General features: G+C 30.6%; 16 protein-coding genes. 6 read left to right on the top strand and 10 right to left on the bottom strand.

Annotation, left to right across the window (positions count from 1 at the left end):
• Positions 1-6: 6 nt before the first annotated feature.
• Positions 7-921, bottom strand: coding sequence for a glutaminase (locus B4I81_RS10995; protein WP_291110601.1), 915 nt, complete (start codon positions 919-921; stop codon positions 7-9).
• 200 nt (positions 922-1,121) lie between these two features.
• On the opposite strand from B4I81_RS10995, the gene B4I81_RS11000 reads away from it, so the two are divergent.
• From B4I81_RS11000 to B4I81_RS11015, 4 genes are all read left to right on the top strand, one after another.
• Positions 1,122-1,742: a hypothetical protein gene (locus B4I81_RS11000; RefSeq protein ID WP_291110602.1), complete on the top strand. Its 621-nt coding sequence runs from the start codon at positions 1,122-1,124 to the stop codon at positions 1,740-1,742.
• A gap of 10 nt (positions 1,743-1,752) precedes the next feature.
• Positions 1,753-3,090, top strand: a complete 1,338-nt coding sequence (locus B4I81_RS11005; RefSeq protein ID WP_291110603.1) for a 2TM domain-containing protein — start codon at positions 1,753-1,755, stop codon at positions 3,088-3,090.
• Positions 3,091-3,115: 25 nt separating this feature from the next.
• Complete coding sequence (locus B4I81_RS11010; RefSeq protein ID WP_291110604.1) at positions 3,116-3,484, top strand: 2TM domain-containing protein; 369 nt, start codon at positions 3,116-3,118, stop codon at positions 3,482-3,484.
• Between the two features lie 66 nt (positions 3,485-3,550).
• Positions 3,551-4,303: a LytR/AlgR family response regulator transcription factor gene (locus tag B4I81_RS11015; protein WP_291110605.1), complete on the top strand. Its 753-nt coding sequence runs from the start codon at positions 3,551-3,553 to the stop codon at positions 4,301-4,303.
• Positions 4,304-4,306: 3 nt separating this feature from the next.
• On the opposite strand, the gene B4I81_RS11020 is transcribed toward B4I81_RS11015, so the two are convergent.
• From B4I81_RS11020 to B4I81_RS11050, 7 genes are all read right to left on the bottom strand, one after another.
• Positions 4,307-4,675, bottom strand: coding sequence for a hypothetical protein (locus B4I81_RS11020; protein ID WP_291110607.1), 369 nt, complete (start codon positions 4,673-4,675; stop codon positions 4,307-4,309).
• A 6-nt stretch (positions 4,676-4,681) separates the two neighbouring features.
• A complete protein-coding gene (locus tag B4I81_RS11025) occupies positions 4,682-5,701 on the bottom strand; it encodes a COX15/CtaA family protein (RefSeq protein WP_291110609.1) in 1,020 nt (339 codons plus the stop codon).
• 74 nt (positions 5,702-5,775) lie between these two features.
• On the bottom strand, positions 5,776-7,191 hold the full coding sequence (locus B4I81_RS11030) for a CCA tRNA nucleotidyltransferase (protein WP_291110611.1): 1,416 nt from the start codon (positions 7,189-7,191) through the stop codon (positions 5,776-5,778).
• 26 nt (positions 7,192-7,217) lie between these two features.
• On the bottom strand, positions 7,218-7,601 hold the full coding sequence (locus B4I81_RS11035; protein ID WP_231842060.1) for a GxxExxY protein: 384 nt from the start codon (positions 7,599-7,601) through the stop codon (positions 7,218-7,220).
• Positions 7,602-7,639: 38 nt separating this feature from the next.
• Positions 7,640-8,206, bottom strand: a complete 567-nt coding sequence (locus B4I81_RS11040) for an L-threonylcarbamoyladenylate synthase (RefSeq protein WP_291110614.1) — start codon at positions 8,204-8,206, stop codon at positions 7,640-7,642.
• 1 nt (position 8,207) lies between these two features.
• Positions 8,208-8,645 carry a polysaccharide pyruvyl transferase family protein gene (locus B4I81_RS11045; protein ID WP_291110616.1) on the bottom strand — a complete coding sequence of 146 codons (438 nt, stop codon included), beginning with the start codon at positions 8,643-8,645 and terminating at the stop codon, positions 8,208-8,210.
• Positions 8,646-8,747: 102 nt separating this feature from the next.
• The gene (locus B4I81_RS11050) at positions 8,748-9,101 is read right to left on the bottom strand and encodes a hypothetical protein (RefSeq protein WP_291110618.1); all 354 of its coding nucleotides are present in this window, start codon (positions 9,099-9,101) and stop codon (positions 8,748-8,750) included.
• Between the two features lie 83 nt (positions 9,102-9,184).
• Here B4I81_RS11050 and B4I81_RS11055 point away from each other — a divergent pair, with 83 nt between their 5' ends.
• Complete coding sequence (locus B4I81_RS11055; RefSeq protein ID WP_291110620.1) at positions 9,185-9,949, top strand: lipopolysaccharide kinase InaA family protein; 765 nt, start codon at positions 9,185-9,187, stop codon at positions 9,947-9,949.
• Positions 9,950-9,973: 24 nt separating this feature from the next.
• Positions 9,974-10,786 (top strand): glycosyltransferase family 2 protein, encoded by an 813-nt coding sequence (locus B4I81_RS11060; protein WP_291110622.1) that lies wholly within the window; start codon positions 9,974-9,976, stop codon positions 10,784-10,786.
• Here the strand turns inward: B4I81_RS11060 and B4I81_RS11065 are convergent.
• Together B4I81_RS11065 and B4I81_RS11070 are read right to left on the bottom strand one after the other, a co-directional pair.
• Positions 10,783-11,802 carry an NAD-dependent epimerase gene (locus B4I81_RS11065; protein WP_291110624.1) on the bottom strand — a complete coding sequence of 340 codons (1,020 nt, stop codon included), beginning with the start codon at positions 11,800-11,802 and terminating at the stop codon, positions 10,783-10,785. The two genes, B4I81_RS11060 and B4I81_RS11065, sit on opposite strands and share 4 nt — an antisense overlap.
• A 29-nt stretch (positions 11,803-11,831) precedes the next feature.
• Positions 11,832-12,887, bottom strand: a complete 1,056-nt coding sequence (locus B4I81_RS11070) for a UDP-N-acetylglucosamine 2-epimerase (RefSeq protein ID WP_291110625.1) — start codon at positions 12,885-12,887, stop codon at positions 11,832-11,834.

A 12,887-nucleotide genomic window follows, 5' to 3' on the forward strand; every position in this document is an offset into this window, starting at 1 on the left:
TTTAGTTTAAAATATGGATAATGAAGTTTCAGTCGTCAATCGCTCTAAGGTTTCTAAGCCGTAAAAAGAATTTCCTTTTTTGTTTAATTTCGGACTCCAAACGGCAACCGTGTAATGATTTGGGAAAACAGCAACTACGCCACCGCCAACACCACTTTTTCCAGGAAGCCCAACTTTAAACGTGAATTCTCCCGCTTGGTCATAAAAGCCACACATTTGCATTAAGGCGTTCATGCGTTTGCATTTGCTAGTCGAAAGGAATTTTTTATCGCTTTTTGGAATGACACCATTATTCGCAAATACTTGAAAACACTTGGCTAAATCAACGCAAGTCATTTCAATAGAACATTGATGGTAATAAAAATCTAAAACCGCTTCGGGTTCGTTTTTGATGTTTCCAAAGGATTTGATAAAGTTCACCAAAGCTGCATTTCGGTAACCAAAAGTTTTTTCGGATTGAGCGACATTTTCATTGTAATTGATATTTGGATTTTCGGTCAGTTCTCTTACGAAATCAAGAAGGAATTCTTTTGGATTTTCAAAATGATCTAACATTAAATCGGCAACAACCAAAGCACCCGCATTGATAAACGGATTTCTTGGAATACCATTTTCATTTTCTAATTGTACCAACGAATTAAACGAATTTCCTGAAGGTTCATACCCTACGCGTTCCCATAAATCGTTTCCAATTTTAGAAAATATAAGCGAAGTAGTAATAACTTTTGAAATACTCTGAATTGAAAATTTCTCCAAAGCATCGCCTTTTGTAAATACGTTTTGATGTTTATCTACTAATGCAATTCCGAATTTATTCGCATCGACTTTTGCTAATTCTGGAATGTAATCGGCTACTTTTCCAGTGTTTTCGATTTGGATGACTTCGTTATAAATTCTCTCTAAAATATCTTGGTATGCCATGAATCTAATTTTGGTAAAAGTAATTAAAATCGGGAAAGTTACAATTCATCCTCAAAAAATGACAGTTCGGTTAGTTTCAATTTTATGGGTGCGATTTCTGTTGCAACTTTGCTTCATCAAAATAAGATAGTTCAAGCGCAAGAACAATAACAAAATCAAAATCAAAAAACGAACAGTTTAACCATTAAAAAAAATTTATCATGACGAAATTAATCACTATCATCGCAATGTTTGTCGCTTCAATTGTATCAGCGCAAACTCAGTTTGATCAAGGAATGAAAAAAGCCTTACAAACTTGGAAAGAAGGAAAACCAACAGAAGCGGTTGCGCAATTAGAACGAATTGCTTCAGTTGAAAAAACAAATTGGTTGCCAAATTATTACGTCGCTTTTATCACAACAACACAAGCGTTTGGTGAAAAAGACAAAACTAAAATGGAGTCTTTACTGAAAACAGCTCAAAAAGCACAAGATGTTTGTAACGAGTTAGCACAAGACAATCCAGAAATTTTAGTAATGCAAGCTATGATTCACACCGCTTGGATTGTATATGATCCAATGACAAACGGACAAAGATTATCGGGCGATGTAATGTATATTTTGAATAAAGCGAATAAAATAGCTCCTGAAAACCCGAGAGTTGTGTTTCAAAAGGCTTCGTTTGAAAAAGGTATGGCGCAATATTTTGGACAAGATACGCAACCAATGTGTGCCCAAATTGAAAAAGCAATCGAACTTTTTGCTACTTTTAAACCTGAATCGGCTTTTCATCCAAGTTGGGGATTAGACAAAGCACAAGAAGCTGTAAAGGCTTGTAAATAAAATTTTTAAAATGAAATATTCAAGAGAAATAGTTAAAGCAATAGTAATTGGAATTGTAATTTTTGCGATACTTCAAGGCGTGAATTTATTAATCACTAGAAGTTTGCCAAGTCTTACAACATTAAAGTGGAATTTTATTTTTACGATGTTGTACAGTGTGGTACTTTATATTGCCAATGCATTAATTTTTATTCAATTAGATAAACATTTTGAAAAGAATAGATTTCATTTAAAACGATTATTAATCGGATTTTTAGCTTCGTTTTTTGTTTCGGGATTGGCTATTTTCTTTTTGCGAATGTTAGAAGACGTTGGCTTTGAAGACAAAACGATTCAAGAATTTATTCAAAACGAAATGCCTGCTAATTATGTTGTAGCAATGGTGATTACGATTATAGTTTCGTTGGTAATTCACTTGGTTTATTTCTACAAATCATATCAGGAAAACAAATTAAAGGAACAGAAAATTATTGCTGGAACGGCTTCGGCACAATTTGAAAGTTTAAAAAATCAAATCGATCCGCATTTTCTTTTTAATAGTTTGAATGTATTGAGTTCGTTAATAGAGGAAAATCCTGAAAGTGCTCAGAAATTTACGACTTCGCTATCCAAAGTGTATCGCTATGTTTTGGAACAAAAAGACAAAGAATTAGTTTCGGTTGCTGAAGAATTGAAATTTGCCAAAACGTACATGAATTTACTGAAAATGCGATTTGAAAACAGCATCACATTTGAAATTCCAGAAGGATTTGATAATGAAGAAGCTAAAGTGGTTCCGCTATCATTACAACTATTATTAGAAAATTGCATCAAGCACAATGTAGTTAGTGAAGCAAAACCGCTACATGTAAAGATTAGTATTGAAAATGGTCAGTTAGTCATCACTAACAATCTTCAAAAGAAAGAAGTTTTACAAGACCGAAAAGGCGTAGGATTACAAAATATTGTGAATCGCTACGGAATTTTAACCAAAAGAAAAGTATTGGTAGAAGAAAACGAAAAAGAGTTCAAAGTATTTCTACCGATTTTAACCAAACAAATTAGTATTATGGAAACAACATACAATTATAATGAACAAACGGCTTATGACAGAGCATCAAGAAGAGTCAAAGAAATAAAAGAGTTTTACGGAAGTTTAATTTCCTATTGCATCGTAATTCCGGTTTTAGTGTTTATCAATTTTAGAACTTTTTCTGAATTTCAATGGTTTTGGTTTCCGATGTTAGGTTGGGGATTAGGATTGTTATTTCATGGATTAAAAGTATTTGGTTACGGAAGTTCGTGGGAAGAACGAAAAATTCAAGAGATTTTGAAAAAAGGTCAAGAGAAAAGCAATAAGTGGGAATAATTAAATTTTAAAAAAATAAGAAATCATGAGTTTACAAGATAGAATCAATAGTAGAATGGATAAAGAAGCGTTTAAAAGCTTTATTCCATCAAATGCCGAAGAAGCAAGATATTATCAAGCGGTTAAAAGAGTAAAGAAAATAAAAGGTTTTTACACACACGCGGCAGTTTATTTAGTCATCAACATTATGATTGTGATAATCAATATTCAAAACTTAAAAGATGGCGAAAGTTATTTTCAAGCCCATAATTTCTTCACCGCTTTCTTTTGGGGATTAGGTTTGTTAGCCCATGCTTTATCAGTATTTTTACCTGATTTTATTATGGGTCAAAACTGGGAAGAACGCAAGATTAAAGAATTCATGGAGAAAGAAAAAGCGAATAAGTGGGAATAATTAGTCACAGTTTTCAGTCGCTGTTAGCAGACAAAACTAGAACCTGAAACTTGAAACAAAAAAACAATGAATATATTAATTATCGAAGACGAGAAACCAGCAGCACGATTGTTGCAACGCAAGGTTGAAAAATTAGGATTGCAAGTAAATACGATGTTACATTCTGTGGAAGAAGCTATTTCATGGTTTCAAAATAATCCGCATCCTGATTTGATTTTTTTGGACATTCAATTGTCTGATGGTTTGTCGTTTGAGATATTTGAACAAATCGATATCAAAAGCGCCGTGATTTTCACAACCGCTTATGATGAATATGCGTTACGAGCTTTTAAGTTAAATAGTATCGATTATTTATTGAAACCAATTGATGAAGAAGATTTAGAAGTTGCAGTCAATAAATTCAAAGCTAGGACTCAAGCACAAAATATTTCATTGGATTTTGAAGCGATTAAGCGTATGTTAGTCAATCCAGTGGAAAAAGAATATAAAAAGCGATTTTCAGTAAAAATTGGCCAACAATTAAAAGTGATTTCAATTGATGAAGTAGAATGTTTTTACAGCGAAAACAAAGGAACTTATATTCACACTTTAGACAATCGCGATTATTTAATCGATTCCACTTTAGAAGTTGTAGAAGCCGAAATCAATCCAAAAGAATTCTATCGTGTAAGTCGTAAATTCATAGTTCCACTAAAAGCAGTAAAAGAGATTCAAGTCTATTCCAATTCAAGATTGAAAATTATTTTACCAACTTACAAAGACGATGAGGTAATTGTAGCAAGAGAACGAGTTGGGGATTTTAAGGAGTGGATTGGGTAGAAATCATTTTACAGGAATTATGAAAATATGTGTTTTTAATTCATCTTTATTATAATAGATTAAACGCATTTTGAACTTTCCATTTTCTAACCCATTTTCATCAACTAAAACAGAACATTCAAAACCAGTTTTATTATTTGAACCTAAAATTCTAATTCCTCTACCAATTATTGAAGTTTTTTGTAACTCAATATTTTCAACAGAAACAATAAATTTAGTATTTTTATTTAATTCTAAATAAGGTTGTTTAGTTTCAAACTCAATTTTAATTGTTTGATTTCCGTCTTTAAAAATTAAATCGTCATTATTTTGTGCTTTTGAAAAAAAAGTAACTAAAAATAGCATATTGATTATAAGAATAGCTTTTTTCATTAAAATTTATTTTGAAAACCTATGCAAAGAAAACGTCATGGCAGTCAATAAAAAGAACGCCATAATTTGATGTGCTAATCCTAACCAAAGCGGCACGTGAAATAACAAGGTGAAAACTCCTAATAGGAATTGGATAAATACAAAAACCAACAACGTTTTAACTCCGTTATCTTGTCTTTTGTCTAATACAAATTTTCTGCTTTTCATGAATAAGAAAACAATCATTCCAACTACCACATAAGCGAATGTTCTGTGAATGAATTGCACACCACTTTTTCCTTCTGTAAATGCTAAAAGTAAATTCGATTGTTCTAACTGAATACTTTCATGGAAGAATTGTCCGTCGCTCATTAACGGCCAATGATTGTGAATTAATCCTGCATTTAAACCAGCAACAAATCCACCATAAATAATTTGAATGATTAGAATTACTAAAGCAATTCGGGCGATTTTTCTTAATTCAGCAACAGGTAATTTTCTTTCAGGATAAATTAAATCCAAAGCAACCCAAAGTGTATAAGCAAACGTAATAAAAGCAAACGTTAAGTGAATCGCTAATCTGAAATGACTCACATCTGGCATGTCTTTTAAACCGCTGGCTACCATGAACCAACCCAAAAATCCTTGAAATGCTCCCATTCCCAAAAGGATGAAACATTTTTTGATAGTTGCTGCATCTAATTGTTTTTTGATTAAAAAGTAAACGAAAGGAATAATGAAAACCACACCAATAATACGACCAATAAAACGATGAAACCATTCCCAAAAGAAAATGAATTTGTAATCCTCTAATTGAAAATCTTTATGTTTATTGATTAATTGATATTCAGGAAATTTCTTGTATTCTTCAAATGCTTCTACCCATTTTTCTTCCGACATAGGAGGGAAGGTGTCGTTAATTAAATGCCAATCAGTCATGGATAAACCGGAGTTGGTTAAACGAGTAATTCCACCTACAGTTACCATGATAAATAACAAAACACATCCCGAAAGTAGCCAATAAATGACTGATTTATTTGTTTTCATTTTTCTTGATATTCAAAAAGCACCCCAAATTTACGTAATGCGTATTTGAAAAGTGCTTTAACAGATTATAATTTTTATACTTTTTTCATTCCCATTTTTGAAGCTTTGTTTAAGACAAAATCTTTTGCAGCTTCGTATTCGTTCGGAATTTCGCCTTCTAAAATAGCTTCTTTAACGGCTTCTTTTAAAACTCCAATTTCTCTACATGGTTTTAAACCAAATAATTCCATGATTTCTTCGCCTGAAATTGGTGGTTGAAAAACTCGAACTCTATCTTTTTCTTCAACTTCTACAATCTTCTCTTTTACGATGTCGAAGTTTTTGTGGTATTTCTGAAATTTCTTTGGATTTTTAGTCGTGATATCGGCTTTACATAAAGTCATCAAACTATCGATATCTTCGCCTGCATCAAAAACTAAACGACGAACTGCGCTATCGGTAACAATGTCTTCCGCAATTACAATAGGTCGCGAACTCATCATAACCATTTTTTGCACGAATTTCATCTTATGATTCAACGGCATGTGCAAACGTTCAAATATTTTTTTGACCATTTTTCCACCCAAAAATTCATGTCCGTGAAACGTCCAACCTTGTTTTTTGTTGAATCTTTTAGTTGGTGCTTTACCAATATCGTGTAATAATGCAGCCCATCGCAACCAAACGTCATCGGTATTGGGACAAATATTATCCACCACTTCTAAAGTGTGATAAAAATTGTTTTTATGCGTATGACCTTCAACTTCTTCGACATTATTTAAAGCTGTTAATTCTGGTAAAATAATATCTAATAAGCCGGTTTGATATAAATGTAAAAATCCGATAGAAGGTTTATCTGAAGCTAAAATTTTGTGCAATTCATCAACAATTCGTTCGCCTGAAATGATGTTGATTCTATCTTTATTTTTTGAAATCGCTTCTAAAGATTTTGATTCTATTTCGAAATTCAATTGCGTAGCAAAACGAATGGCGCGCATCATACGCAATGGATCATCAGAATACGTAATATCTGGATTTAAAGGTGTTTTGATGATTTTATTTTTCAAATCTTCCACACCATTGAAAGGGTCAACTAAATCACCAAAGTTTTCAGAATTCAATGAAAAAGCTAAAGCATTTATCGTGAAATCTCTTCGTTCTTGGTCGTCTTTTAAGGTTCCATTTTCCACTAATGGATTTCGGCTGTCATGAGTATAGGATTCTTTTCTAGCGCCCACAAATTCCACGTCAATGTCATCGTAGCGCAACATTGCAGTTCCATAGTTTTTAAAAACTTGTACTTTTGGATGAAATGGAATCAACTCGGATACTTTTAATGCTAGTTCAATTCCGCTACCCACGGCAACGATGTCGATGTCTTTTTTGTGATCTCGTTCAAGTAAAATATCGCGAACAAAACCACCAATCACATAGCATTCCAAGTTAAGCTCATGGGCTGCTTGCGAAATGATTTTGAAGATGTTATGTTCTAAATGTTGTTTGTAATTCATGTTATTACCGCAGATTCGCAGATTTTTTATTTTCTTGAAAGGGCAACTCTTTTGTGTTCAAGAGATACAGAATTAAAATTAACTAAAAGTGCTAATTCATTTCCTGAAACTTTCAAATAATTTAAACATTGATTGTAATGAGCATTGTTAAAACAATCGACAGTTTTTATTTCTAATATTATTTCGTTAAAAACTACAAAATCAGCATAAAATTTATGTTTCAATACAGTGTTTTTATAGTTTACTACGTATTCTTTTTCTCTTTCGTATGGAATGTTTGCTTGTTGCAACTCAAATTCAATGGCGTCTTTGTATACAATTTCAGAAAAACCTTTTCCTAAATTTTTATGGACTTCAAATAGAATTCCAATAATTTGATAAGTTTTGTCTTTATATAAAAATTCTTCCATAAAACTATTTTAATCAGCGAATCTGCGGTGCTTTTTTTTTACTTGCGAATCACTTTTACTTGGCTATCTAAACCCAATTTAATAATTGTAGAAGGATTTTTGCAAACTTTATCGAGGTGCAAATTTACTACATAGTCCACACCTTTTATAATTTCGGGACTAATTTCTTTGAAAGTTTTTGGAGTAGGTTCGCCTGAAATATTAGCTGAAGTGGAAACTAATGGTTTTTTCATGCGTTCCATTAGTTTAAAACAAAAAGGTTCGGTAACTAATCGAACTCCTAAAGTGTTATCTTCAGCAACTATGTTTTTGGCTACATTTCGAGGATTGTCTAGTATTAAAGTAGTTGGCTTTTCCGATAAATCTAAAATTTGCCAAGCTACATCTGGAATTTCTTTGAAAACGTTGTACATCATGCGTTCACCATTAAGTAAAACAATCATGCTTTTGGTTTCTTCACGTTGTTTTAAAGCATAAATTTTTTTTACAGCTTCTTCATTTGTGGCATCGCAACCAATTCCCCAAACGGTGTCGGTTGGATATAAGATAATGCCTCCGTTTTTGATGACTTCAAATGCGTTGTGTACTTCAGTGTTGATTTCCATCTTAAAGATTTAAATAATTGAATGCTTTTTCTGCAAATTTAAGATTACTTTCTCTACATTCTTCCAAAAGACCATTGTATGTTGTTCCTTTATTCAAATGATGTAAAGCTTCATCAAAAGTTGAAATGATAGGTTGATGTTTAAAATCGTAAAATTTTGAAGAATTTGGTATTGCAATAACTTTCTTTTCCATTAACATAGCCCAATACATGGTGTGGTAACTATCAGTAATTATATTATCTGAACTTCCAATGAATGCAATTAAGTCTTCTAAATTAGTAGTGTTTGAAGAAGTAGCAAAATTTTGATATTTTTTAGTAATGCTTTCTTTTTTTAATGTGTCTTTGTGAAAAACAACGCCAACTTCATTTTTAACTTCAAATTTTTGGTCAAAAATAGGATGCATGCAACTTACGCAAGGAACATATTCGCCTGGCATGTTGTAATCTCTAGTTCCAACTAATCCAAATTTATTGATGTCAATATTGTATTTTGAAACTTTACCGTATGTTTTTGGCGATTTTTCGTTGTGACCAACTCCCTAAAGTACGATTTTCTTTCCTTTTGTAGTTAACTTTTCAAACATCTTCATTTGCATCACAAAACCATCACGATTTAATAAACCGCCACCACCTATAATTAAAGAACGTTCAGAAATTTCATTAATAAAATGATTTCTAACTTCTTTATCTTCACTTTTGTAATCAAAAATATCCAGACTCTTTCCTTTTAAAACATCAAAATAATGATGTGGAGCACAATAAAAATCTCCAATATTTTTTTTATCGATTCTATGAATATTAATCACATCGTTATTGTGTTGCTCGGCTTCTAATATAGAATGAATAACACTTCTTTTGATTAAATTTCGTTTTATGGATTTGAAGATATTCATGAAGGATTTTTTTTTGATACCACAAAACTATAAATTATTTTATATTTGAAGGTAAATCGCCAACATTGTTTTATTTTCGCATTATGAAAAGTACTTTTAATCCCGAATTTTTATATAAAAAAGAAGTCATCCAAAATTGTGTTACTAACTATTACAATTTAGGCACTTTTATTTATGAAGGAAATAGAAATAGCATCAAGATTTTTGATTTAGAAGACAGTACAATTTGTATTAAAGCATTCAAAAAACCACATCTTTTCAATAAAATAATGTATACTTATTTTAGAAAAAGTAAAGCAAAGCGTTCGTTTGAATATGCAAAATTATTGTTGGAAAAGGGAATTGGTACGCCAAAACCAATTGCTTATTATGAGAATTTTGATAGTCTAGGATTAAACGACAGCTATTATGTTAGCGAGTTTCTAAAGAGCGATTTTAGATATCGAGAACTATTAAAAATGGAAGATGAGGTGAAAAAAGAAGCTGTTTTAAGACAATTTGTTGCTTTTACCTATAAGTTACACCAAGCTAATATTGAATTTATTGACCATTCCACAGGAAATACTTTGATTAAAGATTTAGGAAATGGACAATATGCTTTTTATTTAGTAGATTTAAATAGAACCAATTTCGATAAAAAATTGACTTTTGAAGAGCGTATGAAAAACTTTTCGAAATTAACATCAAGCGAAGCTATTATTGCTATTATGAGCGATGAATATGCAAAATTATCAGGAGAAAATAAAGAAATGGTTTTCAATGCCATGTGGAAAGCTACACAGGAATTTCAACATCAGTTTTACAGAAAAAAAAGATTGAAAAAGAAATTAAAGTTCTGGAAAAAGTAGTATTTTCACTTTTTAATTCATTAGATGAAAGTATCTGTTATTATTACTACTTACAATTCGGAAGAATGGCTTGCAAAAGTTCTCGAAGGTTACTGCAACCAAACCGAGAAGGATTTTGAAGTAGTAATTGCAGACGATGGTTCCACTGAAAAAACGAAAGAAGTTATTGCTTCTTTTTCATCTAAATTTAAGTATCCCATTATACATGTTTGGCAACCCGATGAAGGATTTCAAAAATGTAAAATACTGAATAAAGCAGTTTTAAAAACCAATTCAGATTATTTAATTTTTACTGATGGAGATTGTATTCCAAGAAAGGATTTTGTAGAAAAACATTTAAAGAATAAAGAAAAAGGCTATTTTTTATCTGGCGGTTATTTTAAATTACCAATGTTTACATCAAACAGTATTTCACCATTAGAAATTGAAAATGGTGATTGCTTTAGCATAAAATGGCTAATTAATAATGGTGTTGAAAAATCATTTAAATTATCTAAATTAATAGAGAATAAATGGGTTTGTCAATTTTTAAATTGGGTAACTCCAACAAAGAAAACATTCAATGGTCACAATACTTCTTGTTTTAAAACAGATTTACTAGCTGTAAACGGATTTAATGAAGAAATGCAATATGGTGGTTTGGATAGGGAAGTTGGTGAACGATTATTTAATTTAGGAATTCAGGCAAAACAAATTCGTTATAGTGCAGTTTGTATTCATTTAGACCATAAACGTTCTTATAAATCATCAGAAAGCATTGAGAAAAACAATACAATTAGAAGATATAATAGGAAACATAATGTTATAAAAGTAAATAACGGAATTTACAAACTTTAAACTTTGTAATAGTTTTTATACCAATTTATAAAATTAGCTACCCCTTCTTTTATACTTGTTTTAGGAGTATAGCCAGTATCAGTAATTAATTCATCAATATTAGCCCAAGTTTTTTCTACGTCTCCTGGTTGCATTGGCAACATTTCTTTTTCGGCAGTAATTCCTGTATTCTTTTCAATTTCAGAAATAAAGTCAATTAGTTTTACAGGTTCATTGTTTCCAATATTATAAATTTTATACTTTTTATCTGATAAATTAATAGTATCAAATTGATCAACAATAGCAGTTATTCCATTAATAATATCATCTATATAGGTAAAGTCTCGAGATAAATTACCATTATTGAAAACTTTAATAGGACGATTATTTAAAATGGCATCAGTAAATAAAAACATAGCCATATCTGGTCTTCCCCAAGGTCCATAAACTGTAAAAAAGCGTAAACCAATTGTTTTAATATTGTATAAATAACTATAAGTATGCGCCATTAATTCATTAGATTTTTTAGTGGCTGCATATAAACTTATTGGATGATCAACATTATCTTCAGTTGAAAACGGAATTTTTTCATTTAAACCATAAACACTTGAGCTACTTGCAAAAAGAAGTTTTTCTATTTTGAAATTTCTACAGCATTCTAAGATGTTTAAAAACCCCATTACATTACTCTCTGCATAAACAAAAGGATTTTCAATACTATATCTAACACCAGCTTGGGCAGCTAAGTTAATAACAATATCAAAATTTTCTTTTTCAAATAAAGTAGGTAGATTTTCTCTGTCTTCAATATTAATTTTAGTAAACTTAAACTTATTACCTAATGCGCTTTCGTATAATTTATTGTAAGAAAGGTTTTTCTCAACAATACCTAGCTCATTTAACCTAGCTAATTTTAAATTAGGGTCATAATAATCATTTAAGTTATCTAGCCCTATTACTTCATGGTTTAAAGCAATAAACTTTTGACATAAATGAAACCCAATGAATCCAGCTGCACCTGTTACTAATATTTTCATGTAAAAAAATCTTTAGCCAAAGATAAAATTTAATTGCTTTTAAAGAAATTTTTAAAGTAATTAAATTTCTTACGCATTTTAAACTTGCGAATAAGATTTAATGGTTTTTTCTTTAATTTGGTATTGGTTTTAGAATTTAAAAAATCAAGACTTGCACTAATAATCCGTTCACTAGATTTTCCATCGAAATAAGGATGTTCATTATTAATAAAAACACTTATTTTATCCATTAACTCTTTTGGTTTGCTAAGAGCTAAGCGAATGTTTTTCTCTAAATCTTTAGCTTCAAGTGTATTTATGAAATAGTCAAACGGTTTGTTGTTATTAAATGTAACAACTGGTTTTTCTTGAATCATAAACTCTGTAATAATTGAAGAAGTATCTGCAATTAATACATCAGCGTTTTTTAATGGAAGTAATGAATCTAAGAAAGGAATGTATGTTACATTATCATATTGTTCTAATTGTTTAAATTTTTGAACAATTTCAGCATCCATTTTTGGATGTAAATTGATAATCCAATTCCATTCATTATTTTCTATTAATTTTTTTATAACATTATAAACTTCATTATTATGAGCTAAACTTAATGAGGTTGTAAATGTTGAAGCAAGAAATAGTGTGGGTTTTGAATCTTTTTTACTTTCTGTTTTTGGAAATAACACATCAACTTTTGACCAGCCTGTTTCTACTACTTTAAAAAAACTATGTTTTTTTTCTAATTTCTTAAAATAAGTTGTTGTAGACGGTCCTTGAGTACAATATAAATCAAAGAAACCTCTAATTCTAAAATGGCCTTTGTCTTTATTTCTTTTGTTAACACTAAAGCCGTGAAAAACTTGTACTTTAATTCCAGGAAAAAAATGAGGAACTTCATTTGCAGCAACTAAAACGACATCGGGTTTGTAATTTATAACTTCATCAACTGTATTAAGAAGATTTTCGTTTTTAGATAATTTACTTTTAGTTGCCTCAATTTCTACAAACCACTTTGCCTCAAAGCCTCTTTTTTTAATTTCGGCATCTAAAGGTCTTCCTATTGGAATACTGTATGGATGTGCTATGTAAATTAAAAATTTCTGCAT

The sequence above is a fragment of the Flavobacterium sp. UBA6195 genome (assembly GCF_002422095.1).
Lineage (GTDB): Bacteria > Bacteroidota > Bacteroidia > Flavobacteriales > Flavobacteriaceae > Flavobacterium.

Excerpts from the sequence above, each read along its gene's own strand:
- B4I81_RS11065 (WP_291110624.1), bottom strand. The coding sequence starts at position 11,802 with ATGAAAATATTAGTAACAGGTGCAGCTGGATTCATTGGGTTTCATTTA.
- B4I81_RS10995 (WP_291110601.1), bottom strand. The coding sequence starts at position 921 with ATGGCATACCAAGATATTTTAGAGAGAATTTATAACGAAGTCATCCAA.
- B4I81_RS11005 (WP_291110603.1), top strand. The coding sequence starts at position 1,753 with ATGAAATATTCAAGAGAAATAGTTAAAGCAATAGTAATTGGAATTGTA.
- B4I81_RS11010 (WP_291110604.1), top strand. The coding sequence starts at position 3,116 with ATGAGTTTACAAGATAGAATCAATAGTAGAATGGATAAAGAAGCGTTT.
- B4I81_RS11035 (WP_231842060.1), bottom strand. The coding sequence starts at position 7,601 with ATGGAAGAATTTTTATATAAAGACAAAACTTATCAAATTATTGGAATT.
- B4I81_RS11020 (WP_291110607.1), bottom strand. The coding sequence starts at position 4,675 with ATGAAAAAAGCTATTCTTATAATCAATATGCTATTTTTAGTTACTTTT.
- B4I81_RS11055 (WP_291110620.1), top strand. The coding sequence starts at position 9,185 with ATGAAAAGTACTTTTAATCCCGAATTTTTATATAAAAAAGAAGTCATC.
- B4I81_RS11045 (WP_291110616.1), bottom strand. The coding sequence starts at position 8,645 with ATGCCAGGCGAATATGTTCCTTGCGTAAGTTGCATGCATCCTATTTTT.
- B4I81_RS11060 (WP_291110622.1), top strand. The coding sequence starts at position 9,974 with ATGAAAGTATCTGTTATTATTACTACTTACAATTCGGAAGAATGGCTT.
- B4I81_RS11000 (WP_291110602.1), top strand. The coding sequence starts at position 1,122 with ATGACGAAATTAATCACTATCATCGCAATGTTTGTCGCTTCAATTGTA.
- B4I81_RS11050 (WP_291110618.1), bottom strand. The coding sequence starts at position 9,101 with ATGAATATCTTCAAATCCATAAAACGAAATTTAATCAAAAGAAGTGTT.
- B4I81_RS11025 (WP_291110609.1), bottom strand. The coding sequence starts at position 5,701 with ATGAAAACAAATAAATCAGTCATTTATTGGCTACTTTCGGGATGTGTT.
- B4I81_RS11015 (WP_291110605.1), top strand. The coding sequence starts at position 3,551 with ATGAATATATTAATTATCGAAGACGAGAAACCAGCAGCACGATTGTTG.
- B4I81_RS11030 (WP_291110611.1), bottom strand. The coding sequence starts at position 7,191 with ATGAATTACAAACAACATTTAGAACATAACATCTTCAAAATCATTTCG.
- B4I81_RS11070 (WP_291110625.1), bottom strand. The coding sequence starts at position 12,887 with ATGCAGAAATTTTTAATTTACATAGCACATCCATACAGTATTCCAATA.
- B4I81_RS11040 (WP_291110614.1), bottom strand. The coding sequence starts at position 8,206 with ATGGAAATCAACACTGAAGTACACAACGCATTTGAAGTCATCAAAAAC.